Source organism: Clostridium hydrogeniformans DSM 21757, from assembly GCF_000686705.1.
Taxonomy (GTDB): Bacteria; Bacillota; Clostridia; order Clostridiales; family Clostridiaceae; genus Clostridium_Z; species Clostridium_Z hydrogeniformans.
Genome location: NZ_JMLJ01000008.1, coordinates 208,250 through 233,524, shown reverse-complemented (window position 1 = coordinate 233,524; position 25,275 = coordinate 208,250). Strand labels below are relative to the sequence as shown.

Sequence of the window (25,275 nt, the reverse complement as noted above, 5' to 3'; positions counted from 1 at the left end):
AACTCTTACTTAAATTTATAAGAACGACTATTCTTATGGCATTATATGTATCAACTAATTTTTCTATAATTTTAAAAAAGCACCCTAACAGGGTGCCTTTAATTCATAAAAATTATTCAGCTATAGTTTCCTCAACATCTACTGGGTAAACGCTAGCCTTCTTCTTATCTTTTCCTAATCTTTCGTATCTTACTACTCCATCTATCTTAGCGAAAAGAGTATCATCTTTACCTATTCCAACGTTAGTTCCTGGATGGATTTTTGTTCCTCTTTGTCTAACTAATATATTTCCAGCAAGAACGAATTGACCATCGGCACTCTTTACACCAAGTCTCTTCGATTCACTATCTCTACCGTTCTTGGAGCTACCAACTCCTTTTTTATGAGCGAATAACTGAAGATTCATTATTAGCATGGAACTGCACCTCCTCTACTTTTAACTTTATATATTCTTTACGTTTCTTTTTTCCGAAACTTAAGTCTAAACTTTTAATGGAACTTTCTATACTTATCTTAAAAGTTTTAAGTAAAACTTGACATTTTAAAATATCTATCTCACCTAAAGAATTTAAATCAAGACTTAGATCTCCATCATCGATATTATAGTTTACTTTTAGTTTAAGTACCTCTTCTATACCAATTATAACACTTTGTGATAAAGTTGATACGGTGTTACATATAAGATCGTAGGCTTCACCTATTGACTCTTCTATAACTTCCTTTGAAAGAGCATGCCCCTCTATATTAAAAGACACTATATTATCATTATGTTCTCTTATAACTACATTAATCATAATTATGCTTCTATCTTCTCGATAACAAGCTTAGTGTAAGGTTGTCTATGTCCTTGCTTCTTTCTGTAGTCTTTCTTAGCCTTATACTTTAAAACAACTACTTTCTTAGCTTTAGCCTGAGCTATAACCTTAGCAACAACTTTAGCACCTTCTACTACTGGCTTTCCAACAAGGAATTCTCCATTTTCCTTAGAAACTGCAAGCACTTCTGTTAATTCAACTGTTGAATCAACTTCAGCGTTTAACTTTTCAACGAAAATTACGTCTCCTGCTGCAACTTTATATTGCTTTCCACCTGTTGTTAATACTGCGTACATTAAATACACCTCCTCTATCCAGTCTCGCCGCCTAAGGTACACATATTTGTGTTTATATAAAACCAGTGACGTGCGGTCTACAAAAGACATTGTAGCACATTAAAATATCATTGTAAAGTTTTTTTGTCATTATTTTTCACTAAAATCTACTTTATATTCCATTAAACTCTCAATTTGATTAGAAAATATTAGGGGCTCTACATTAAAATATTCTACAATATCTGTGAAATTTAAATATATATTTTTAGTTAAACCATCTATATGTTTTATAAACCTAAATAAATCTCCCCTTATAATGTCCTTATACATAGAATTAACTTCTATATATATATCATGTATATTATTTTCTGCATCTTTTTTTAGAATTTCATTTTTTATAAGAAGGGTAATATAGGAGAGCCTTAATCTTTTTCCTTGCCCTTTGCAGCACTTACATTGCTCTTCTATATATTCATATATATTTTTTCCTCTTCTTCTTCTAGCTATTTGAACTAAATTAAGCTCTGTATGAGGATATACCATTGTTTTATTTTTATCTCCATGGAATCCGCTTATTAATGTTCTTATTACTTTATCCTTTTTTTCCTGGTCTTCCATATCTATAAAGTCCACCACAATTATACCACTTAAATTTCTAAGTCTTATTTGCCTTGCAATTTCTTCTGCTGCTTGAATGTTAGTTGTATATGCAGTCCTATCTATTGACCTGCCTATAACATTTTTACCTGAATTTATATCAATAACATACATGGCCTCTGTTTTTTCTATTACAATATGTCCACCACATTCAAGATTCACCCTATTATTTCTTAATGCTAGTATTTCCTTTTCTATTCCATAATAATCAAAAAGAGTTCTATGTTCCTTATATAAAGAAAGTTCTATGGTTATATCTTCTTTGTCTTCTATATAATTTTTAATATTTTCAAAGTCCTCTTTACTATCTACAGTAATCTTTTTTGCTTTATCATTTACAACATCTCTTAGTATTTTATTTATTATACTTTTTTCTCCATGTAAAAGTCCTGGTTTTAATGAATATTTAAAATCTCTTTCTATAATTAAATATTTATTATAAAGATACTCTAGTTCCTTTTCTATAGCCTTTAAGGATACCTTCTCTCCTTGAGTTCTTATCATAATTCCTAAGTTTTCTGGCACCTTTATACTATTTAAAACTTCCTTCTTAAACTCTTCATTCTCTATCTTTTTTGAAAAGCCTATATGATGCCTTTCATTGGTTAATACTACATACCTTCCTGGAAGAGTTACATGATTTAGGATTTTAGCTCCCTTATCCCCTAGTTCTTCTTTTACAACCTCTACAAGAACCTCATCACCTTTTTTAATGTTATCCTTTGTCAAATACATATATGCTTTTTTATCATATCCTATATCTACAAAAGCAGATTTTATAGCAGGTACTATATTCTTAACTATTCCTTTATATATTTCTCCTGGAATAGGTTCATTTTTTTCTTCTTCTATAAAACATTCTATTAATCTATTGTCTTCCTTTACAGCTACTCTTCTTACATTATCTCTTTTCTCTATAAATATTTCTCTCATAGCCACACTTCCTATTATTTTATTAAGGTATTAAAAATAACTATAAGTAATATAAACTCTTAACTTATTCATTAAGAATATCTTCAATATATATAGCTTTAGGTATATGTACAAACTTAATTTCTAAGCTTAAAGCTCTATATATTTTTTAATTTAGTATTTTTAATTGCCTAAAGTATTAAGCCTTCAGAAAAACTGAAGGCCACTCTACTATACATATTTATATAAAGGAATAAACTCTTCATCTTTTTTTGTAAACATTTCAGTTCTCTCTATATATGTAAAGGCTTCTCTATCTGATCCTTCTACATTTCCCTTTATATAATCTGTAAAAAGTTCTGGGGATAGATGTTCTCTACTTCCACAATAAGCTCTAAGATCTATGATAACATATTCTGAATCGTATCTTAAGGCTGCATTAATAATTTGTGGCCTTATGTCTACCATCTTTTCTCCCTTTTTACTCTTTTTTATTATCTCCCAATTAGTTTTTTCTAAAAGTTTTTCTATATGATAAAGTTTTTCTTTAGGATTTTCAAACTTTATTTTAATAATATAATCTGCAGCATCTATTAATGCCATAGCCTTTGGAACTCTCTTCTCATTCTCAATTATTTCTATAGGTGTAACCTCTAGAAACTCTATTCCTAAGTTACTAAAACTATTTAATTTTTCCTTAAGTTCTTCTATGTCTATATCTTCTGTTAAGATTAAATCCATATAATCTCCCTTTGAATAATGTCCTACAGATAGAGGCTGAGCTATAGAAAGACTCATATGAGGATTAAAACCTTTAGAATACTCTGCAGGAAGAGCTGCTCTTCTTACGATCTTTTGAAGGGTTCTCATAAGATCTAAATGAGATATAAATTTTATTGAATCATTTTTTGTAAATTTAATTAGATAACGCACCTTCAAAGCACACTCCTTCCTTAAAATTAACATTTACTCCGCAACCTGTACAACCTTCTCTACAATTTTTAGTAAGCTCTGCTTTTTTAGCCTTTTCATTTTCTCTTACTAAATATTCTCTATTTACTCCAATATCTATAAAGTCCCATGGAAGAATTTCATCATAGCTTCTTTCTCTATAAGCATAGAAATCACCATCCACATTACATTCTCTCATAGCTTCCATCCAAAGGTCAAAATCAAAGTATTCAGACCATCCATCGAATTTAGCACCTTTTTCGAAGGCTTTTATAATCACATCACAAAGTCTTCTATCTCCCCTTGCAAATACAGCTTCCATATAGGATACTAAAGACTCATGATAATTATAATTAACTGCACTACTTTCAATGCTTAACTTAACAGCTTTTATCTTTTCTCCAACCTCTTCCATAGTAGCTTGAGGCGCCCATTGGAATGGTGTAAAAGGTTTTGGTACAAATATAGATGTACTTGCAGTTACCCTAAGCCCCTTATTTCTAATATACTTTGGCACCTTAAAATACTCTCCTGCTACCTTGTCTGCTAAATGAGCTATTCCCTGAACATCTTCTATTGTTTCATAAGGGAGACCTATCATAAAATAAAGCTTAATAGTAGACCATCCTGCCTCAAAAGCTGAATGAGCCGCCTCAAGAACTCTTTCTTCTGTAACACCCTTATTTATTATATCTCTCATTCTTTGGCTACCAGCTTCTGGCGCAAAGGTAAGACCTGTTTTTCTAACCTTTTGAATCTCCTTAATTAAGTCGACAGAAAAGGCATCTATTCTTATGGACGGTAAGGATACTGCTACCTTATTCTCCCCATGAGTTTCCATTAATGTATGTATTAAATTTTGTATATCTGAATAATCACATATACTTAAAGAACTTAAGGATATTTCGCTATATCCTGTGCTTTTAAGTAAGGTGTCCGCTTGCTTTAAAAGGGTTTCTGTAGATTTTTCCCTAACTGGCCTATATATCATTCCAGCTTGGCAGAATCTACATCCATTAGTACATCCTCTAAAGGTTTCAAGAACTACTCTATCATGTACTATTTCTGTATATGGCACTATTATTTCATCTGGAAATTCCACTCCATCAAAATTAGCTATAAATCTTTTTGAAACTTTATTCGGAACATCCTCGTATTTAGGAGTAAATTCCTTTATGGTTCCATCTTCATTATAGGTAACATCATATAATGAAGGTACATATACTCCCTGTATTTTAGAGATTTCTCTTAAAAACTCTTTTTTCTTATTCTTACCTTTATATTTTTTATATACCTCTAATACATCATTCATAACTTCTTCTCCCTCTCCAAGTTCAAAGAAGTCTACTATATCATAAAGAGGTTCTGGATTATAAGCACAAGGACCTCCTGCCATAACTATTGGCTCATCTTCCCCTCTTTCAGAGGCTCTTATTGTTATATGTGCCATATTAAGCATATTTAATATGTTAGTATAACTCATTTCATACTGAAGAGTAAATCCAAGAAAGTTAAATTCCTTTAAGGAATCCTTAGTTTCTAAAGTAAAAAGTGGTATATTTTTTTCCCTTAATAGACCTTCCATATCTGGCCATGGAGCAAAGCATCTTTCACAATATGTATCTTCTCTCTTATTTAAGGTATGATATAATATTCTGCTTCCTAAATGAGCCATCCCTACTTCATAAGTATCTGGAAAACAAAAAGCAAATCTTATATGCTCTTTATTTAAATCTTTATAAACAGAATTTAATTCTCCCCCTGTGTATCTAGCTGGTTTTTCTACTCTAAATAAAATATCATCTAAGTTTATATTCATTAAATTTTCCTCCCAAGGACATAGTTCTTATAATTTACATTCTAAGATATAATTATAAGAATAAACCTAGGATTTGTAAATGAAAAGCCATGGAAAACTTATTCCATGGCTTTTTTTTCCCTCTTTATCATATATTCTTCAATGGACATATTTCCATATAACTTAAGAGTTTCAATTACTTCATATTCATATATTACTCCTAAAACCTTCATATTCTCATCTAATATAGTAAAAATATTGTTTTTATTTTTATCCACAATCCCTAAGAGATTTATTAAATCCCTTTTATAATAAACAGATATGCTTTTATTTTCTATATAATTATCCTTTAGAAATCTATTTTTCTTTTTCACTATGTCTCCCATAATTATATATACTATCCTCTCTTTCTCTTTATAAGATATTATAAGTATTAAAAGTCCTATTAGAAGGAGGGTTATATTAAACACCTTATTTATAACAAGGATTATAAATAAACCTAATATGAAAAAACCACTTATAAAACTAACTCTTATGGTTATAAGATTTGCTTTTTTATATATTATTTTTCTACTTAATAAAGCTCTTAAAATCCTAGCACCATCTAAAGGAAATGCTGGAATTAAGTTAAATAAACCAAGGCTTAGATTAATAAATCCACACCATACTATTGTATTATTTTTTATAAATATACTCATAAGAAAAAAAATAATAGCAAAAATAAGATTTAAAAATGGGCCAGCTAATGACACTAATATATCTTCTTTAGGTTTAAGATCATCAAATTTTTTACTTTCTATATAGGTACCCATAGGTATTATTTTTAAACTAATATCTTTAATCCCTAATATTCTAGCACATATAATATGAGCCATTTCATGTAAAAATACAAATATAAATCCTCCAATAAAAGCTTTTCCAAATCCTATAACAATAATTAATGCTATGTATGGTATAAATAATTTATTAATCTTAATCATGAAAATCTCCTAGAAAAATTATTTTTTTATAAATTCTAAAGGATTTTTTTCTTCTCCCATATAAGACAATTGAAAGTGTACAAACTTTATTCCACCATTTTCTTTAGCTCCATACCCTATGACTTGTCCTTTTTCCACCATATCATCTTTTTTAACTTCTATCTTATCTATAAAGGAATATTTTGTTTCTACTCCCCCTCCATGATCTATTGTTAAGTAAAATCCTTGTCCTTCTTTTTCACCATACTCCTTTACTCTCCCTCTATAGCTTGATTTAATTTCATTTTCCCTACAAAGTATATCTATTCCTTTATGATTCCCTTCTCCTATACAGGATTTTTCTTCGTTAAATGCCTTGAGTACTTCTCCCTCTAAAGGAAAAACATACTCATCACTTAAAGATTTAAGAGGAGAATTGAAATTTTCAAAAGAAGCTTTTATGTTTACCATTTTAGAAGACATATACTCCTTAATCTCTTCTATTTTTATGTTCTTAAAATCTATGGACTTTATATATGTTACATATCCTTTATAATCAATATCCCTGCTAACCATTTCTTTTCCATAGGTATATATATATTTGGTTTTATCAGTTTTAATTTCTCTGCATAATAATACAATAGAAAATAGCATTAAGGTTCCTATAAGCTGAAATATTATAATATTTCCTATGTTATCCTTAGTAATTCTCGGAAGTATTGATATATTTCTTTTTCCTTGTAATCCATAAGGTTTTTTAGCATAATTCTGATCTCTTCCCCCATTGTTTTTTTGTACTATTTGTGAATAATAGCTTTCATATTGATGATTATAATTTCCCATTCCTCTCCCCCTTTCTACTAGATAATTATTTTTCTTATATTCCTAATAGAATATATATGATACATGAACACCATATTATTCTTAATATAAATATAAAAATACCTTGGTAAGAACTTACCAAGGTATTTTTATATTTATACTTGTTTTCTTTTTAAAGCTGCTAAAAAAACTTCAGCACTACCAATATTAGTTGCCACAGGAACACAGTGAACATCACATATCCTAATTAGGGCTGTTACATCTGGTTCATGGGGTTGAGATGTCAAAGGATCTCTTAAGAAAATAACAAAATCAATTTTTCCTTCTGCTATTCTCCCTCCTATTTGTTGATCTCCTCCTAAAGGACCAGATAAAAGTCTTTCAACCTTTAGGTTTACTATGTCCTCTAAAAGTCTTCCTGTAGTACCTGTTGCAAAGAGTTCATGACTTTCAAAGATACTTTTATATCTTCGAACAAATTCAATCATGTCATCTTTTTTCTTATCATGGGCAATTAATGCTATTCTCATAAAATCCCCCTCTTATATGTTTTAGAAATTTATTTTTTTTCTTCGCATTCCAACATTAAGCACAAGAGCTAAAGCCATGTAATTGGATAAAACAGCACTACCTCCATAACTTATAAGGGGAAGGGTTATTCCTGTAATAGGCATAATTCCAATAGTCATACCTATATTTTGAAGTATAGAAAATAGCCATGTGGATAAGAATCCAGCACAAATCATACTTCCAAAAATATCTTTAGAACCCTTTGCTATTTTTATGACTCTATAGAGAAGTATTCCATATAAAAAAAGTAAGAAAAGTCCTCCTATAAAACCCCAATGCTCTCCTATAACAGCAAATATAAAATCCGTATGGTTTTCTGGAACGAATTCTGATACATAGCTAGTTCCAGAACCTACTCCACTACCATAGGCTCCACCTGAACCTATTCCTATCATTGATTGTTTAAGCTGCAATCCTATTCCTAATTCATCTGATTCTGGACTTAAAAAAGATGTTAATCTCTTCTTCCAGTGTGGTTGCATTAATGAAGAATTCCATACTACCGCAACTAAGGTTATTACAGACATAAACCCACCTACAATAACTTTAAGTTCAAGACCTGCTATATACATCATTCCAAGTACTATAAAGAAACATATCATAGTAAGTCCCATATCCGGTTGAAGTAATATAATAACCATAGGAATAGCTGCATATACTGCAAGGATACAAAAGTTTTTTAAATCATTTATCTTTCCATCCATATCATCAAGCTTTTTTGCAATCATAAGGATTATTGCAAGCTTTGCAAATTCTGCTGGTTGTATAGATATAGGTCCTACCTTTATCCATCCTCTTGCTCCATTTATAACCGCTCCAAAAAACCTAGTTCCTATAAGGGAAAGTACTGTAGCCCAATAAAACAAAGGAACTAAGTTTTGTATTATAGTATAATCCATAAGTAGTATAATATATACTACAAACAAGCTTACTCCTAACCACATAATTTGTCTTTTAATAGAATACATTCCGGATTTTTGATATGTAGTTAAATATATATTCAGTATACCAAATAAAAAGATTATTAGGGATAATATAATAACTCCAAAATCTAATTCCTTTAGCAGCTTCGATTCTAACTTTAGTTTATTTAGCACTTTTATCCCTCCACTTAAGTTTTCAATTCATAGTATAACATATTAAATGCTTTTTAAAACTATTTTAAATAAATATTCACAATGTATTTATTGTTTTGGAGGAAGTGCTTCTCTATTTATTCCTTAAACTTCTTATAGGAATATTAGCTACTAGTGCTGGAGAATCTCCTTCCCCTTCACTACCTTGATTTATAGCTATGTCTATTTCTTCACTTTCTATATCAACATATTTAGATATTACCTCTAAAATTTCATTTTTTATTTTATCGATAATCTCTGTAGGCATATCTCCTCTATCATGAATCAATATAAGTTTTAATCTATCCTTAGCTACATTTTTTGATCCTCCCTTAGAGGTTAATTTTCTTAAAAAATCCATTAAAAGAGACCTCCTATTTAAGCTTAAATAGCTTTTTTAATGAGTTAAAGAATCCAGTGTTCTGAGCTTCAAAAGTCATAAAAGGGACTTCTTCCCCAAGAATTCTTTTTGCAATATTTCTAAAGGCTTCTCCTGATTGAGCATCATTATCTAACACTATAGGCTCACCTTTATTTGTAGATACAGTTATTTCCCTATCATTAGGAACAACCCCTAATAGTTTTACAGAGAGAATCTCTATAATATCATTTATATCTAACATTTCCCCATTTTTAGCCATTTCAAAATCTATTCTATTAACTATAAGATCATGAGTTTCAAGACCCTTAGCATCTAATTTTCCTATAACTCTATCTGCATCACGTACAGAAGTTATTTCTGGATTTACAACTACAACCGCCCTGTCTGCTCCTATAATTGCATTTTCAAAGCCTTGCTCTATACCAGCAGGACAGTCAATTAAAACATAATCGAACTCCTTTTTAAGTTCATTTACTAAAGTAAACATTTGCTCTGGAGATATATCATTTTTATCTCTAGTTTGTGCTGTTGGTAGTAATGCAAGATTTGAAAATCTCTTATCTTTTATAAGAGCTTGTTTTAATCTACATCTTCCCTCTAACGCATCTACTATAGTATATACTATTCTATTTTCAAGACCCATTAAAACATCTAAGTTTCTAAGCCCAGTATCTCCATCAACCACAACAACCTTTTTACCAAGAGCTGCTAAAGCAGTTCCTATATTTGCTGTAGTTGTAGTTTTGCCTACTCCTCCCTTTCCAGAAGTTATAACAATAGACTCTCCCATAAAAAATTACCTCCAATTTAAATGTATTTATTTACTAGATACGGCTCTACTACTATTGATCCATCTCTTATCCTTGCGACCTCAGGATAGCGAGGTTTTTCTCCATCATCAGGTGATATAGTAAGAATGTCACCTATTTGCATAATTTGTGGTTCCATAGAAAAAGCCGCAATTATAGCTCTTTCATTACCACTAGTACCTGCATGAACATGTCCTTTTATAGCTCCTAATACTATTATATTTCCTCCTGCAAATACCTCTGCTCCAGAATTAATGTCTCCAACTATTACGATATTTCCAACATAGCTTATACTTTGTCCGCTTCGTATAGTTTTTCTAATAAACTTTGTCCTACCTTCATAAACTCCAGTAAAAACCTTATTTATCTTTTCATCTTTATCCTCATAAATGCATTCTTTTATAAGGAATTCTTCAAATAAGAGATTTTCAAGCTTTCTCTTATCCCTATCAGTTATGTATTTTAGATTGGTAGTTATTTTTAATGTAGAACCTTTATAAAACTGCTTTCCCTTTGAAAGCTTTTTAACTAAGGCATCAATTGCATCATCAAAATCTCCATATCTCTCCAGCTTAATAACTGCATTTAATCCTTCCTTATTTCCTTTTATAATTATACCGTCATCAAACATAATAAACCTCCATGCAGCAATAGCTTAACATACTATTTCAACAAACAATAATCAAAATCCTTCAAATTTAAACATAAATTATATTAAATTTTATAAAAAAAGAGGCTTTTTACAAGCCTCCTTAATTTTATTCTGGTAATTTGTAGTTATACATAGGTTTATAACCTATTTTATCTAATTCTTCCTTAAAATACTGCTCATATATGGCTCTTGCAACTGGTACTGCCTCACCACCATGTCCACCATCATATATTACAACAGTTACTGCTATTTCTGGTTTTTCAAGTGGGGCAAAACCTACATAGGTAGCATAAGAAGTTCTTCCAAGTTCATCTTGTTTACCATCTTCTTTAAAGGTAGCACTACCAGTCTTACCTCCATTGTCTATAGGGAAACTGGCAAGACTTCCAGCTGTACCATCCTTGACAGTTCTATACATTCCCTCTTTAACAACTCTTATAGTTTCGTCAGACATTTCCACCTTTTCTAAAACTTGAGGTTTTACTTCTTCTATAACCTTTCCCGTAGAATCAGTAATTTTGTCTACTAAATGGGTTCTGTATCTAGTACCACCATTAGCTACTGTTGCAATGAAGTTTACCATTTGAAGAGGAGTAAATTGATTTATACCCTGACCAATAGCTGCATTAAGCACATTATATATAGCATCTATGTTATTTCTAACATCAAATATTATATAAGAGGTTAAATCATAAGTCATAGCATCCAGCTGTTTCATATAAGTAGCTTGCTCATCCTCTGGCATAGTTTCTATGAAAGCCTTAATCTTTTCCTTAAACTCTTTACTTACATCATTAAAGTTTTCATCCTTTTCTCCAGCTGTTCCTATAACTTTTCTTATACTTTCTTTAATAGCTTCCTTAGCATTTGCTACATCATCACTATCTTCACTACTTTTTCCTATATCCATTCCTTTAAAGGAACTTCTTCCAAAGGACCCCTGTTTAAACTTATCCACCACATCGATTATTGAGTATAGTGCAACACTTTCCCTATTACTTTTAAGGTTATAAGTTTGACCAAAAATGTTTTCCTCTATCTCTATTCCAGTGGTTGACTTCATCTCTTTAGTTGGGTCACTTCCAAGTCCGAACTTCCACGCATATTCAGCTAACTTATCTATTCCCATCTGTTTTCCAAGTCTGTAGGCAACTTCAAAGAAATAATAGTTAGATGATTTTGCTATGGCTTTTCTCATATCCGTAGCTCCATGTGCATAACCACCATCATTCTTTCCTTTAAATCCTTTTAAGTCTTTATATCCTGTAGTGGTATCATTAAAGAATCCCTTATCATTAATAACCTCTCCGGCACTAATAACTCCAGTTTCAAGACCTGCAATTGCTGTTAAAGGTTTATAAATAGATCCAGGAGCTGTTACCCCTTGGGTAGCATAGTTAAAGAATGGTTTTGGGTATAAATCATAAGGGTCCTGTCTTAAGGATTTTACTCTTTCATCCTTAGGGAATAAATCATCTACAGTTTTAGAAAGCCCCATCTTCTTTATATACTCTTGTCCAAACTTTTCTAAATCTGGACTAAAGTATTCCTTTATTTGCTCTTCAGTAAGCCTACCTGGTACAGCTAAATCATTTGGATCAAAGCCTGGTTTTGATGCCATAGCTAAAATTTTTCCAGTGTTTACCTCCGAAACAACTACAGATCCTCTTGTAGCATTCTTAGTTATAAGACCGTCTCCAGTTCTTCCCTTTTTCTGTAATGCCAGCATAGTGTCTTCTAAAGCTTTTTCTGCTGTATATTGAAGATCCTTTCTTAGGGCAAGGTGTATATTCTGGCCTGGAGCTGGGTCTAGCCTAAATAGCTCCTCTGTCTTTCTACCCTCTTTATTAACCTTAACAACAGTACCACCTTTAGCTCCCTTTAATCTATTTTCAAAGGCCGACTCTATACCTGATTTACCAATAGTATCTACTGATACATCATATCCTCTTTCTTCATATCTCTCCTTTTGAGAGCTATTTATGGAACCTATATATCCTATAACTGAAGAAGCTAAGTCTTTATAAGGATAGTATCTTATAGGCTGAATATTTATATCTATACCAGGCATTTCATTTAGTCTTTGAAGGAAGATAAAAGCTGATTCCTTCTTTATGTTACTAGAAAGTACTACTGGCTTATACCCTGTAAACATCTGCATCTTTATGTTATCTCTAACTAATACATATTTTCTTATTTCTTCTAATGAATATTTTTCAAGAAGCTTTTCCTTAATCTCGCTCCCCTTTAAATCCTTTGCTTCTTTAGGCTCCATTCCTAGAAGTCTATAAAGTTCATAATCTTTAATAAGCTTATCAAAGACTTCTTCTGGAGTTATTTTTAAAAGCTCCTCATTTACCTTTTCCTTTTGCTCATCTGTAAGCTCTTCAACATTTTTAAATAACCTTCTTTTTATTGCTTCATCAAAACCACGATCAAGTTTAAATCTTATTTCCATTGCTTTTACTACATCTGGGTCGCTAGATTTAAACTCTAATCTATATGGATCTGTTTTCAATGCGAACTCATCTACCAAAGTCTCTCCTGTTTCATCTAAAACTTTGAAAAGATTGGTTAAGGTATCAAAAATCTTTGCTTTATTATCCTTAGTTTCCATATAAACTACCATGTAGCTTTGCTCAGACTTTGCAAGAACTGACCCTGTACTGTCTAATATCATACCCCTTGGTGCTACTTCTGCAATCTGCTTAATAGATCTATTAGCTGCTAGTTCCTTATAATTATCATAATTTATTACTTGTACGTAAAAAAGTCTAACTATAATAATAGAAAATATAACTAGCATAATCACAATTAAAACATTGTACCTGTCTAAATTTCTTTTCTTTTTCATAGCATCACCTAATTTTTAAAAATTCCAATCTTTTTTCATATATGGTTTCTGACTTAACTTAAAGACTCTTTTATACATAATCATAGCCATTATAAGACTATACACGCTTCCTATAGCTACAGTTTGAAGGTCTGTGTTTTGTTTCAATACATATAGTATTAAAAATACCATGATCCCTTTTAACATACTCATAAAGAAATTAGTTATAACAGGAATAAATGATTTTTCTTTAAATATATTTGTTCCTATTTTACAAGTTGCTATACAAAGAATCATATTTACAAGAGAATTTATCCCAAATCCTTTAAACATATATATATCTTGAAGGATACCAGATAATAATCCTATAAACAGAGCCTCCCACTCATCTACAACTATAGAATAGCATATTGCAAAAGAAAACAGTAAGCTTCCGTAGGCACCTCTAAAACTAAGAAATGGCATAACTGTATTGTCTAACACTAAAAGTCCTATGCATATTAATGCAAGAATAAATCTCCTCATAAATATCACCTAATTAATACTTTATTTCTCTTTTATTTTTAGGTACTACAATAAGCATATCTTGAAGCTTATTAAAGTTAACATAAGGTTCTATGGTAGCTATTTTCATAACCTTACCCTTATCTTCCTCTACAGATATTACTTTACCTATTCTAAGATTTTTAGGATATATCTCTCCTAATCCTGAAGTTAAAATAACATCATCCTCTTTAATTTCTGAATCTACTGGAAGGTGATAAACTTTTGCAAGTATGGAATTTGAAGAACTTTTATATCCTTTAACTACCCCATCACTATCTTGAGTACTTTCAACCATAGCTGCTACTGAAATATTCTCATTAGCTAAAGATTGAACTATAGACCAATTAGAAGCAACTGAAGTAACCTGGCCAACTAACCCTTTAGAGGTTACTGCCACCATTCCTATAGCTAATCCATCATTAGTTCCCTTATCAACTATATATCCATCTAAAAAGCTATTACCTGCTTTTCCTATTATGTTAGTTTTTACATAGTTATAGTTATCTCTCTCTTCTGTAAATTTCAATGTTTCCTTTAATTCTTCATTTTCTCTTTTTAACCCATTAAATTCTACTAATTTATTTTCTAGTTCGTCATTCTTCTTTACAAGATCATCATTTTCTTTCTTTACCTTTGAAAAATTAGTGGCAAACTCTAAAGCACCCTTAAACTTGTCACTAATTGTATATGCAACCTTTTGTATAGGATTTAATGCTGTTCCTACTCCACTCTCTATAATACTCTTATTGTCCCTCTTTACAGTAAAAATAATTATACCTAAAAAGCTAACTGACAGCACCACAACAGTAACTGCCAGTTTATTTTTAAAGAACTTCATGATTATCCTCTTTGTTGTCTTGCTATACTGTCAAAGTTATCTAAAGCTTTTCCAGCTCCAAGGGCAACACAATCTAGAGGAGATTCAGCTATATATACAGGCATATGAGTTTCATTCTTTATAAGTTCATCAAGACCTCTAAGAAGAGCTCCTCCGCCTGCAAGCATTATTCCTTTATCCATTATATCTGCTGAAAGCTCTGGTGGAGTTTTTTCAAGAGTAGTTTTTATAGCTTCTATAATAGATGCTACTGGCTCTTTTAAAGCACTTCTTATTTGAGTTTCTGTAATTTCTATTATCTTTGGTAATCCAGAAATTAAATCACGACCCTTAATTTCCATAACTCTTTCTTCTTCACCTTCTATCTTAAAGGCTGATCCTAATTCTAGCTTAATTGCTTCTGATGTTCTTTCACCTATCATTAGGTTGTATTCTTTCTTTATATAATTTATTATTGCATGATCTAATTCATCTCCTGCAACTCTTAAGGACTTAGCAGTAACTATTCCTCCAAGGGATACTACAGCAACCTCAGTGGTTCCCCCTCCAATATCAACTATCATACTTCCAGTTGGTTCATCCACTGGAAGACCAGCTCCTATTGCTGCTGCCATAGGCTCTTCCATAAGTACAACATCCCTAGCTCCTGCTTGCTTTGTAGCCTCAAGTATTGCTCTTTTTTCCACCTCTGTTACTCCAGATGGGAAGCAAACTATTATTCTTGGGCTTGCAAAAGCTGATTTTGCAGTAATCTTGTCTATGAATTTCTTAAGCATTGTTTGAGTTATATCAAAGTCAGCTATAACCCCATCTTTCATTGGTCTTATAGCTACTATATTTCCTGGTGTTCTACCTATCATAAGCTTAGCTTCTGCTCCAACAGCTAGCGGCTTTTTTGTGTTATTATTTATAGCCACAACTGAAGGTTCTCTTAAAACTATGCCCTTTCCTTTTACATATACAAGTGTATTAGCTGTTCCTAAATCTATACCCATATCTTTAGTTATCCCGAATAATCCCATTTATATATCTCCTTTCACCTTACAATAAACCTTTTTCTTTTAAGCTTACATAATTATTCATTCCTATTATTATGTGGTCTATTAATTCAACGCCTAACATTTTACCACATTCTTTTAACCTAATGGTTACATTTATGTCTTCTTTACTAGGTGTAGAATCTCCTGATGGATGGTTATGACAAATAACTATTGAAGCTCCACTCTTTCTTATTGCCTCTTTAAATACCTCCCTAGGATGAACAATAGAAGAATTTAAGCTTCCAATAGAAATATTTTCATAACATATAACCCTGTTTTTACTATCTAAGATAATCACCTTTAAGACTTCCTTATCATATAAGGACATTTCATTTTTAACTAAGGTAAATACATCCTTAGGGGAAGATACCTTATAAGCTTCCCCTGAAAAATAGCTATTAAATCTTTTAAATAGCTCTGATAAAGCTAAAATTTGCGTTGCCTTAGCTTTTTTTATTCCTTTTAAAGAGGTAAGCTCTTCATAATTAGATTTTAGTAAAGCATTTATTCCCGAACTTTCCTTTAATAATCTATTGCTTAACTCTATTACATTTTCATACTTAGTTCCACTCCTCAGAATTATTGCCAGTAACTCTGAATTTGACAAAGTATTAGGTCCATATTTTATTAATCTCTCTCTTGGTCTCTCATTTTCAGGTAAATCCATAATTTTTAAATTATCCATAAAAAGCACTCACCTTTTATATAATATTTGAATTTACCCCATACCTCAAAATATGTACTTTAAGCTTATAGAAAGTTTTTTAGCATACTATTTAATTTATTTATAGGAAGTCCTACTACATTATAATAGCATCCTTGAATTTCTTCAACAAAGACTCCTGCAAGTCCTTGTATCCCATAAGCTCCTGCTTTATCTAAAGCATCCCCAGTATTTACGTAATTTAAGATTTCCTCATCACTTAAATTAGAAAACTTTATTTTAGTTGCTACACTAGTGCTTAAAATTTCACTGGTTAAAGTTTTCATTAAAGTTATTCCTGAATATACAGTATGAACTTTTCCACTTAACATTTTTAGCATAGCATAAGCTTCTTCATTATCCTTAGGTTTTCCAAGAACCTTTCCTTCAAAGGCAACTATGGTGTCTACTCCTATAACTAATGAATCTCCAACGAGCTTGCTTGCAACATCTGTTGCCTTTCCTTTTGATATTTCTTTTACATAGTCTTCAAAATCTCCATTAAACTTTACAGTTTCTTCTTGAAAATCACTTATTATAACTGTAAACTCCTCTAAAACCCTTGTTAAAAGTTCCTGTCTTCTTGGGGAAGCTGAAGCTAAAACAATTTTCAAATTAATCACATCCTAGAACTTTTTTATTATGAAAATAGCAAGTATAATTCCTAAAATGGATAATATGTTAAAATTAAACTTTAATCCTATGCTCATACTTACTATCCCTAGGTCCAATGTTAGTGGTTGAGTAAGACCTATAGAATAAAATTCCTTTAAAAATCTAAGAGCATAGACACTATTTCCTATAAGTTCACCTAACAAATTTCCTAAAATAGCAAAAAGAACTATCAATATCCATGATAATCCTCCCTTAAACACGCCTTCGCGCAACCCCACCACCTCCATCTTATATAGTTTACCATTTAATATTTTAATACACAAGCAAATTTATAGGTTTTTAGTTTAAAAAACTATAAACTTGTTAATAAAATTATCTATATTAAAATGTATTTCTATAAAAGCATACTTTATATTAATGTGTTAATAAAACACTTTACATTAAGTAAAAAAGACCCTACTATGTTTTCCATTATATAGCCTTATAAAAAAGTATAATAAAAAAGACTATATATTAGTACAATAGCACTAGTATACAGTCCTTTATGTTTAATAAATATATTTTAATTAAGTATAAGTGTATAGACTTTTTACTTAACTTTCTTCAATACATTGTATATAGCTTCATAATATACAGGAACTTTATCCTTTGTAATTTCATCTGGAAGCTCTAAGGTAAACTTTTTTATCTCTTCTAAAACCTCATAATTTCTGCTATCTTTTTCTACTTCTTTAAGATTTTTAGTCCATTCTTTTAATTCCTTAGTTTGTATTGGTTTACTGTTTTTATCTTCAAATTTATTTAAAATCTTTAGATTTCCTCGTAGAATCTCTCCTATTTCTGCATCACAAAAATCCTTCTTTTTTAATGAAAAGGTAACTTTAATTGGAGCTAACCCTTCGTTAGTAAGGCCATCCATAGTCTCTTTCACCTTATCCTCTTCGTATATTCCCACCATAACTCTTAATTTATCATTTTCTTTACCATAGAATACATTATATTTATTATTCATTTTATTCTTCGTATTATCAGCATTTTCTTTTTTAGAAAACACTCCAATCTGAACCCCATAAAAGTTAAAATCTTCTTCTTTATTAATCACATTCCCTTTATTATTGTCATCAGATACCTTAGGTATATTGATATTAGTATTATCTTTTTCTATCTTTCCCTTTATAAAAACTCTATAAGCAGCAGTTCCTATTAGAAAGGATGTAAAGACTATAAGTATTAAAGTAAATAAAAATTTAAATATGTCATTATTTTTTTTCTTATAATTGTATCTTGTGTATTTCACTTTATTCCCTCCTAAAAACAATACTTTAATTAATATATATTATTTAAGAAAGTATTTTATACTAAAAAAGCACCGACAAAATTTGCCCGTGCTTTTAATCATAGTATATAAAATTAATTTAAGTATCTTCTTGCTCCTGCATACCTAGAAGAATAATATCCATTATTAATATCACTTATAGTGACTTTTTTACCACTTCCAGGTGCATGTATAAATTCTCCTCCACCTATATAAACCCCTACATGAGATATAGGGCCATAGGTATTAAAAAATACTAAATCTCCTGGCTTTAAATCGTTTCTCTGAACTGAACTTCCCATGGAAAACTGTGATCCAGTGTAATGAGGAAGGGATATACCAACCTTACCATAGACAAAGGCTGTAAGACCTGAACAGTCAAAAGCCTTTGGTCCCATAGCTCCCCAAACATAAGGAGATCCTATGAAATTATGAGTATAGGCTGCCACCTGATTCCCTTGGGTGCTACCTCCTCTAGATAAAGCTAAACTTCCCTTTGAATCCTTTATTTTTTCTTTTTCAGGTACGGTTACAATTTTTTTAGTAGACAAGGTTGTAGATTTTATTACTGCTCCCTTTTTTGTATTTCCAGTGGTGTCAGCATTAGTTGTTTGGGTCCCTAAAACAGTTATCCCACCTAAACATAACCCTGTAAAAATCAAAAACCTAAATTTTTTCACAAATATCCCCCCAACCCCATAATTTTAAAAGTATTACAAATCCGTAACCATAAGTTTATAACCTTATTATATTTTCCATTTCATGGTTAGTCAACTATAAATTTCATTTATGCATTATTATGAGATCTTTATTTTCTAAACAATAGTACTCTTTTACTCTTCTTATTTTTGTAAATCCGTTACTATTCCAAAAGTACTGTGATTTTACATCCCCCTCCATAACAGCAATATAAGTTGCTTTTATTCCTAGTGATTCTATATCCCCTAAAAGTGAATCAAAGATAATTTTTTTTAGCTTACTTTCTTCTAATTCCCATGTTAAATTATAAAAGAGAATAAATAGTCTTTTTTCTTCATCTATTGTTCCTCTCATAGCCCCTACTATATTGCCCTCTTGGTTTTCAATAGATAAAAATAATTCGTTTTCTGTTATATAATAACCTAAGAAGTTTTCCCAAAAACTTACCTTTTCTACTTCTTTTATATTCTTAAAAATCCACTCATTTATATTAGCAACATTGTTTAAATCTACACTCTTAACTACAAAGTTATTGATATTTAAATTAACCTTAAGCACAATATCACCTCTCATAAAAAAATAATTCTACATTTCTATAATAAATCCTTTTTATTATAATTATTTTATTAAAATAGGATTTAAGAAAAATAGGACTTGTAAGTAAACATACTTGAGTTAATAGTATAAAAGAAAAACACAATGAAATTATGTTGAAACTCAACAACTTCATTGTGTTTATTTTAGAATACTAGTTTTATAATTATTAAATTAATTATCCTTAGCTTTTTTAAATGCAAATCCTGAAAGTATAGTAGCTACTATAACTACTCCAAGAGGAATTAAAAACTTTGCTGATAAAGGATCTCTAAAATTTTCACCCATTATGGAATAACACAGTGTTTCTGGCATTACCCCAATTAAAGATGCAGTTATAAAATGTACATATCTCATATTACTAAGTCCACAAGTATAACTTAAAGGATCATAAGGTAATACTGGAGGAAGTCTTAAAAGTAATAAAACCTTAAATCCATTTTTATCTAAGTTCTGATTTATCTTAAGAGCTTTTCCTTTTAGGATCTTGTCCACAAAATCCTTCCCTAAAAACCTAGATATAAAGAATGCTATGGTTCCTGAAAAAAAGAATCCTACCATATTTAAAATAAATCCATAGACCGGCCCAAAAATAACCCCTGCCGCTACGGACATCATTGCTGATGGTAATACTAAAATTAATGGTTTGAGGGAAAACATAATAAAGAAAACAACTGCTGCATATTTTCCTCTTAATTTTATAAATTCTATTAAGGAATCCAGATTTCTAAGTTTATGTAATAGTTTAGCATGTCCTAATAATTTTATTACTATTAATAATAATACTAAAAATAATAATATTTTAAGTATAGTTTTTAATTTCTGCTTATTCATTATCAAGAATCCTTTCTTAAATTATTTCATCTTCTCTATGTCTTACTATTAGAAATTTTTGTAAAATATTCTTTATATTAAAATTATATATAATACTTTGGTGACTCTCTGAAATTTCACCCTCATCCATTATAACATTTTTATTATGAAATAACTCTTTAAAGAATCTTAAATTTTCCTCATTTAATTTTTCGTAATTTTCTAAAACATAGGTAGCTTCTATATGTACCATTATCTCTTTTATATAATCTATTATCTCTTTGTAAATCCTAATTTTATCTATATCATTACTAATAAAAATTTCATTTTCATAAACTTTAATAATATTTTCAAGCTGCACTATTTCTGCCTTTATTTCTGTTAATTCTTGCTTTCTATTATTCAAAATAAAATCCTCTATAATATAAAGAAGTCTATCTCTTATACTATTATATTTAACTTCAATTTTTTTATTATGATCTGGTGGCTTTATTAAGTAGTTTATAATTAAAGCTATTGATATTCCAAGCAAGGTTTCCAATAATCTATGACTACTATATAAGAAAGGATCTCTACCATCTAAATTTATCATTATAGCGTTAAAAACAGTGCAAGAAATAGTAATTGCCTTATTCCATTTAAAATATTTACATAAGGATATTATTATAAATATTCCTAGGGCTGCTAAGAATGGGTTTCCTGGAGAAATAAGTGCGAACATAAGTCCTATAAATGCTCCTAGTATTGTACCAATTATTCTATTAATCCCTGCTCTAAAGGAATGTATAATAGAGCTTTCCATAGATATAACCGCAGCTATACATGCGAAAAATCCACTTTCTAATCCTAAAAATCTAGAGATTACTATAGAAAAAAATACTGCTATAGATGTCTTAACTATCCTCATGCCTATCTTCATTACCATCCTCCTAACCTATTAAACCTTTTAAAATATAAAATTAACTTTTAAACATTGTATCATAAGATACTAATTAATAGAATTCTTTCTGTTTTACTTTCATAATCCTTATAGAATTTTAAATTCAAATGTTAATCTATATGCATTAATTTTAAAAATTAAAACTCCTATAACTTTCTTAAATATAAATAAACACTATGAAAATCCCATTGCCACTAGTGATTTCATAGTGCTTATTTTTAAAATTATGTTTATTTAAAATCAATATATGTTACTACACTGCAGAGTAAAAGCATCTTTTAGGAGATGTTATTTTTTCTTCTTTCTTTAACTCCTTTATTGCCTTATCTACCTCTTTTTTATCTATTCCTAATTTTTCAGATATTTCTCCAGCCTTTAAAGCTTCCTCTTTTTTTAATAAATCTAAAACTTTATCTTTAATTTCCATGGTATCTCCTCCTAATTAAATATTATATGAAAATTATACCATAAGAATAATTGTAGTTCTATAACAATTATTCCTCTTCTGTGCTAACTGGATTTTCTTCATAACTACACCAATCACTCCAGCTTCCTGCATAAAGTTTGGAATCTATATTAATCTCTTTAAGCATAAGAACATTAACACATCCTGTTATACCTGAACCACAATGAACTATAATGTCTTTATAATCCTCTACCCCTTTAAACCTTTCTTTTAAGTCATTTTTTGAAATAAGTTTACCATCCTTAAAATTATTAGCCCAGTCATAGTTTTTAGATCCTGGTATATGTCCTGCTTTTTTGTCCATAGGTTCAACCTTTCCAAGGTATCTTTCTCTAGCTCTTGAATCTATTATAATAGTATTTTTATCCTTCATTCTTTCTTTTACATAGTTCACATCACAAATTAAGTCTTCATTAAGTTTTACAGTTATACTTCCCTTATTATTTATATTGGATATTTCATCAGTGGTTGGATTATTCTCTAAAATCCACTTCTTTATTCCACCTTCCATTACATGTACATTTTCTATACCAATATATTTAAGCATCCACCAAAGTCTTGATGCTCCTGCTAAATCACCATCATCATATACTATAACTGTAGAATTATTAGAAACTCCTAAGTCCTCCATAAAGCTTTTGAATTCTTCAACCTTTGGAAGTGGGTGTCTTCCCCCATGTTTTTCAACCTTTGAGGCTAGATCTTTATCTAAATTTATCTTTATGGCCCCTTCTATATGCTCTTTTTTATATGCTTTTTCTCCATATTCCGGATCCATAAGAGAAAATCTACAATCAAAAATTACTGCATCAGTATTACCTAATCTTTCTTTTACCCACTTTGTACAAACTAAGTTTTTCATAAAACAAATCCCCCTTAAGTATAGTATATTCTTTCCTATATAAACATTATAATAAATGTTTACAACTTTGTATAGAAAAGCATTGATACTAAAGGGTTTAATTATGTATTTTAAAAAATATAATAACAATAAGACCCCCATGAATATCATGGGGGTCCTGAAACTACTTGAATGAATCTATTGTTTTAAGCCTTAGCTTAAATTATTATATAAGCTTTAAATTATAGAGTATCTTCTCCTTCATTCCAATCTATTGGACATAGTCCTCCATTTTTTAAAGCCTTCAATACTCTTAATGTTTCATCAACACTTCTACCTACGTTTAAGTCATGAACAACAGAATATCTTACCTTACCTTCTGGATCGATTATAAATAATCCTCTTAATGCTAATCCATCTTCTTCAACTAATATTCCATAATCCTTAGCTACTGACTTAGTGAAGTCTGATGCCATTGGGAATGCTAACTTTCCAAGGTCTCCCTTTATCCAAGCTTGGTGTGAGAATTCACTGTCACAGCTTACTGCTAATACATCTGCTCCTTCAGCCTTGAAGTCTTCATATCTCTTGCTGAATCCAGTTATTTCTGTTGGACAAACAAAAGTGAAATCTAGTGGGTAGAAGAACATAACAAGCCACTTTCCTTTGTAGTCATCCTTCTTAACTGTTATAAAGTCACTACCTTCTCCATTTACTGCCTTCATGTTAAAACATGGAGCTACATTTCCTACTAATCTTTCCATAATAAAAAACCTCCTAAAAATTTATTTAAAATCTAATTAAATATGTTTACTCATTACTAGTTAATAATTATTATTTATTAACTCCTTGGTTACTATGATAATGGTTCTCATAAATTTTGTCAACAGATTATAAAAAGTTTTTAATAAATTTTTCTAATTAATATGTTTTATCAATATCTTACCTATAGATAGACTAGTAAAGTTATAATAGTTAACGATATTTTTCCAAAAATCACCTAAGCACCTCTATATATTCTCCATACCCTTCTTCTTTAAGATTATCATAGGGTATAAATCTTAATGCTGCACTATTTATACAATATCTAAGACCACCCTCTTCTAAAGGTCCATCATTGAACACATGACCTAGATGGGAGTCTCCTTCCTTACTTCTTACCTCAATCCTATGCATATTATGAGTAAAATCCGCTTTCTCAGTAATATTTTTTCTAGTTACAGGTTTTGTAAATGATGGCCATCCACATCCTGAATCAAATTTATCTAAAGAAGTAAAAAGTGGCTCTCCTGATACTATATCCACATATATTCCTTTTTCTTTATGATTCCAAAATTCATTATTAAAAGGTCTTTCTGTACCGTTTTCTTGAGTTACCTCATATTGTATTGGGGTAAGCTCCTTCTTTAATTTTTCTTTATCATATCTACTCATATCCTAACCTTCCTTCTATGTTAAAATTTATAGCTAAAATTAATTCTATTATTTAATATAAACCTATCTATAATAAAATACTTATATTAAATTACTTTAACTTATATAGTTTTTACATAAACACTTAACTTAGTCATTAAAAATATCCTTGATTTATCTTTCTTTGGATATATGTATAAATTAAACTTAAAACTTAAAACCCTATAAATATAAAGGTTTTAAATATAAGCTTTATTTATACAATATTTAAAACCTACAATTTCAAGGAAAGAATCAACAAATAAGTTAAATTTAATTTTTTAATATTTCTGCTTCATAACATAATATTACCACTCATCCCTTTTATAATACTTTAGTATGTTATTTTAATGGTATTATAGGGTTCCATACTCGAAAGGTAGTTTATACATGCAAATTATTCGTTGATAAGTCTCAAAGTTTATGAATGTATAAATTAAGAAATGACCATGGAATCCCATATAAATAATCACTTCTTACTTTAATTTATAGTATGCAAAAAGGAGAGCTTAACTTAAGCTCTCCTAAAGAAAAATCTAATATATAATCCAAAATACCGGCGCCCTGATTTTGACACCTATCACTCTGATAGGTGGGTGCTCTCACAAAGGTCTCAATCTCTCCAGGCCTAGTAAAAATAGTAGGGCTTATAGGACTACAAATCCACCTTTAAATATTGAACTCCCTTTTAAATACTGTAGGTTCAAAATAAGAGCTTCTCGTATATCTCAGATCAAAAGCTATTTAATTTCTTTTCTAATATGATTATATCACATTCTTATATCATTGCAATATTTTTTTGTAACCTGTTTTAGGCACATTGTAAGTCTTATTAGATGTTATCCCATATTTTAGTAACTATT

At 30.1% G+C, this 25,275-nt stretch carries 29 protein-coding genes and 1 other RNA gene; all 30 read right to left on the bottom strand.

The features are described 5' to 3' along the window. Positions 1 to 112 precede the first annotated feature (112 nt). Positions 113 to 415, bottom strand: a complete 303-nt coding sequence (gene rpmA, locus BR69_RS0106400) for a 50S ribosomal protein L27 (protein ID WP_027632446.1) — start codon at positions 413 to 415, stop codon at positions 113 to 115. Beyond that, entirely contained in the window at positions 381 to 794 is a 414-nt protein-coding gene (locus tag BR69_RS20075) for a ribosomal-processing cysteine protease Prp (protein ID WP_051623518.1), read from the bottom strand. The genes rpmA and BR69_RS20075 overlap by 35 nt, the downstream gene beginning before the upstream one ends. Positions 795 to 796: 2 nt before the next feature. Next, positions 797 to 1,111, bottom strand: a complete 315-nt coding sequence (rplU, locus tag BR69_RS0106390; protein WP_027632445.1) for a 50S ribosomal protein L21 — start codon at positions 1,109 to 1,111, stop codon at positions 797 to 799. A gap of 129 nt (positions 1,112 to 1,240) precedes the next feature. After that, the gene (locus BR69_RS0106385; RefSeq protein ID WP_027632444.1) at positions 1,241 to 2,680 is read right to left on the bottom strand and encodes a ribonuclease E/G; all 1,440 of its coding nucleotides are present in this window, start codon (positions 2,678 to 2,680) and stop codon (positions 1,241 to 1,243) included. Between the two features lie 210 nt (positions 2,681 to 2,890). Beyond that, positions 2,891 to 3,592: a TIGR03936 family radical SAM-associated protein gene (locus tag BR69_RS0106380; protein ID WP_027632443.1), complete on the bottom strand. Its 702-nt coding sequence runs from the start codon at positions 3,590 to 3,592 to the stop codon at positions 2,891 to 2,893. Continuing rightward, positions 3,576 to 5,429, bottom strand: coding sequence for a TIGR03960 family B12-binding radical SAM protein (locus BR69_RS0106375; RefSeq protein ID WP_027632442.1), 1,854 nt, complete (start codon positions 5,427 to 5,429; stop codon positions 3,576 to 3,578). The genes BR69_RS0106380 and BR69_RS0106375 overlap by 17 nt, the downstream gene beginning before the upstream one ends. Before the next feature lie 98 nt (positions 5,430 to 5,527). Further along, positions 5,528 to 6,388 carry a M50 family metallopeptidase gene (locus BR69_RS0106370; protein ID WP_027632441.1) on the bottom strand — a complete coding sequence of 287 codons (861 nt, stop codon included), beginning with the start codon at positions 6,386 to 6,388 and terminating at the stop codon, positions 5,528 to 5,530. Between the two features lie 18 nt (positions 6,389 to 6,406). Beyond that, positions 6,407 to 7,210, bottom strand: coding sequence for a M23 family metallopeptidase (locus BR69_RS0106365; protein ID WP_027632440.1), 804 nt, complete (start codon positions 7,208 to 7,210; stop codon positions 6,407 to 6,409). Positions 7,211 to 7,344: 134 nt separating this feature from the next. Further along, on the bottom strand, positions 7,345 to 7,719 hold the full coding sequence (gene mgsA / locus BR69_RS0106360; RefSeq protein ID WP_027632439.1) for a methylglyoxal synthase: 375 nt from the start codon (positions 7,717 to 7,719) through the stop codon (positions 7,345 to 7,347). Between the two features lie 21 nt (positions 7,720 to 7,740). Continuing rightward, a complete protein-coding gene (gene rodA, locus BR69_RS0106355; protein ID WP_027632438.1) occupies positions 7,741 to 8,856 on the bottom strand; it encodes a rod shape-determining protein RodA in 1,116 nt (371 codons plus the stop codon). A 112-nt stretch (positions 8,857 to 8,968) separates the two neighbouring features. Beyond that, positions 8,969 to 9,235: a cell division topological specificity factor MinE gene (gene minE, locus BR69_RS0106350; protein WP_027632437.1), complete on the bottom strand. Its 267-nt coding sequence runs from the start codon at positions 9,233 to 9,235 to the stop codon at positions 8,969 to 8,971. A gap of 13 nt (positions 9,236 to 9,248) precedes the next feature. Next, entirely contained in the window at positions 9,249 to 10,046 is a 798-nt protein-coding gene (gene minD, locus BR69_RS0106345) for a septum site-determining protein MinD (RefSeq protein ID WP_027632436.1), read from the bottom strand. Between the two features lie 17 nt (positions 10,047 to 10,063). Further along, a complete protein-coding gene (minC, locus tag BR69_RS0106340; protein WP_027632435.1) occupies positions 10,064 to 10,696 on the bottom strand; it encodes a septum site-determining protein MinC in 633 nt (210 codons plus the stop codon). A 127-nt stretch (positions 10,697 to 10,823) separates the two neighbouring features. Beyond that, a complete protein-coding gene (locus BR69_RS20070; RefSeq protein WP_051623517.1) occupies positions 10,824 to 13,571 on the bottom strand; it encodes a penicillin-binding transpeptidase domain-containing protein in 2,748 nt (915 codons plus the stop codon). Positions 13,572 to 13,586: 15 nt separating this feature from the next. Further along, positions 13,587 to 14,075, bottom strand: a complete 489-nt coding sequence (mreD, locus tag BR69_RS0106330) for a rod shape-determining protein MreD (protein ID WP_027632434.1) — start codon at positions 14,073 to 14,075, stop codon at positions 13,587 to 13,589. A 13-nt stretch (positions 14,076 to 14,088) separates the two neighbouring features. Further along, complete coding sequence (mreC, locus tag BR69_RS0106325; RefSeq protein WP_027632433.1) at positions 14,089 to 14,934, bottom strand: rod shape-determining protein MreC; 846 nt, start codon at positions 14,932 to 14,934, stop codon at positions 14,089 to 14,091. A 2-nt stretch (positions 14,935 to 14,936) separates the two neighbouring features. Beyond that, on the bottom strand, positions 14,937 to 15,956 hold the full coding sequence (locus BR69_RS0106320) for a rod shape-determining protein (RefSeq protein ID WP_027632432.1): 1,020 nt from the start codon (positions 15,954 to 15,956) through the stop codon (positions 14,937 to 14,939). Positions 15,957 to 15,975: 19 nt separating this feature from the next. Further along, positions 15,976 to 16,659 (bottom strand): RadC family protein, encoded by a 684-nt coding sequence (gene radC, locus BR69_RS0106315; protein ID WP_027632431.1) that lies wholly within the window; start codon positions 16,657 to 16,659, stop codon positions 15,976 to 15,978. A gap of 65 nt (positions 16,660 to 16,724) precedes the next feature. Continuing rightward, entirely contained in the window at positions 16,725 to 17,291 is a 567-nt protein-coding gene (locus tag BR69_RS0106310) for a Maf-like protein (RefSeq protein ID WP_027632430.1), read from the bottom strand. Positions 17,292 to 17,303: 12 nt separating this feature from the next. After that, positions 17,304 to 17,564: a DUF4321 domain-containing protein gene (locus BR69_RS0106305; RefSeq protein ID WP_051623516.1), complete on the bottom strand. Its 261-nt coding sequence runs from the start codon at positions 17,562 to 17,564 to the stop codon at positions 17,304 to 17,306. A 317-nt stretch (positions 17,565 to 17,881) separates the two neighbouring features. After that, positions 17,882 to 18,589: an SPOR domain-containing protein gene (locus BR69_RS0106300; protein WP_027632428.1), complete on the bottom strand. Its 708-nt coding sequence runs from the start codon at positions 18,587 to 18,589 to the stop codon at positions 17,882 to 17,884. A gap of 113 nt (positions 18,590 to 18,702) precedes the next feature. Further along, the gene (locus tag BR69_RS0106295; protein ID WP_034849445.1) at positions 18,703 to 19,287 is read right to left on the bottom strand and encodes a C40 family peptidase; all 585 of its coding nucleotides are present in this window, start codon (positions 19,285 to 19,287) and stop codon (positions 18,703 to 18,705) included. A gap of 103 nt (positions 19,288 to 19,390) precedes the next feature. After that, positions 19,391 to 19,864 carry a GNAT family N-acetyltransferase gene (locus BR69_RS0106290; protein WP_027632426.1) on the bottom strand — a complete coding sequence of 158 codons (474 nt, stop codon included), beginning with the start codon at positions 19,862 to 19,864 and terminating at the stop codon, positions 19,391 to 19,393. 210 nt (positions 19,865 to 20,074) lie between these two features. Next, positions 20,075 to 20,734 carry a TVP38/TMEM64 family protein gene (locus BR69_RS0106285; RefSeq protein WP_051623514.1) on the bottom strand — a complete coding sequence of 220 codons (660 nt, stop codon included), beginning with the start codon at positions 20,732 to 20,734 and terminating at the stop codon, positions 20,075 to 20,077. Between the two features lie 16 nt (positions 20,735 to 20,750). Beyond that, positions 20,751 to 21,632 carry an FUSC family protein gene (locus BR69_RS20065; RefSeq protein ID WP_034849443.1) on the bottom strand — a complete coding sequence of 294 codons (882 nt, stop codon included), beginning with the start codon at positions 21,630 to 21,632 and terminating at the stop codon, positions 20,751 to 20,753. A 274-nt stretch (positions 21,633 to 21,906) separates the two neighbouring features. Then, positions 21,907 to 22,080, bottom strand: coding sequence for an HTH domain-containing protein (locus BR69_RS0106275; RefSeq protein ID WP_027632424.1), 174 nt, complete (start codon positions 22,078 to 22,080; stop codon positions 21,907 to 21,909). 67 nt (positions 22,081 to 22,147) lie between these two features. Then, entirely contained in the window at positions 22,148 to 22,981 is an 834-nt protein-coding gene (locus BR69_RS0106270; protein WP_027632423.1) for a sulfurtransferase, read from the bottom strand. Positions 22,982 to 23,202: 221 nt separating this feature from the next. Next, positions 23,203 to 23,724: a peroxiredoxin gene (locus BR69_RS0106265; protein WP_027632422.1), complete on the bottom strand. Its 522-nt coding sequence runs from the start codon at positions 23,722 to 23,724 to the stop codon at positions 23,203 to 23,205. A 232-nt stretch (positions 23,725 to 23,956) separates the two neighbouring features. Next, complete coding sequence (gene msrB / locus BR69_RS0106260) at positions 23,957 to 24,394, bottom strand: peptide-methionine (R)-S-oxide reductase MsrB (protein ID WP_027632421.1); 438 nt, start codon at positions 24,392 to 24,394, stop codon at positions 23,957 to 23,959. 559 nt (positions 24,395 to 24,953) lie between these two features. Beyond that, positions 24,954 to 25,150, bottom strand: a non-coding RNA gene (gene ssrS, locus BR69_RS21450) — 6S RNA. Between the last annotated feature and the right edge of the window lie 125 nt (positions 25,151 to 25,275).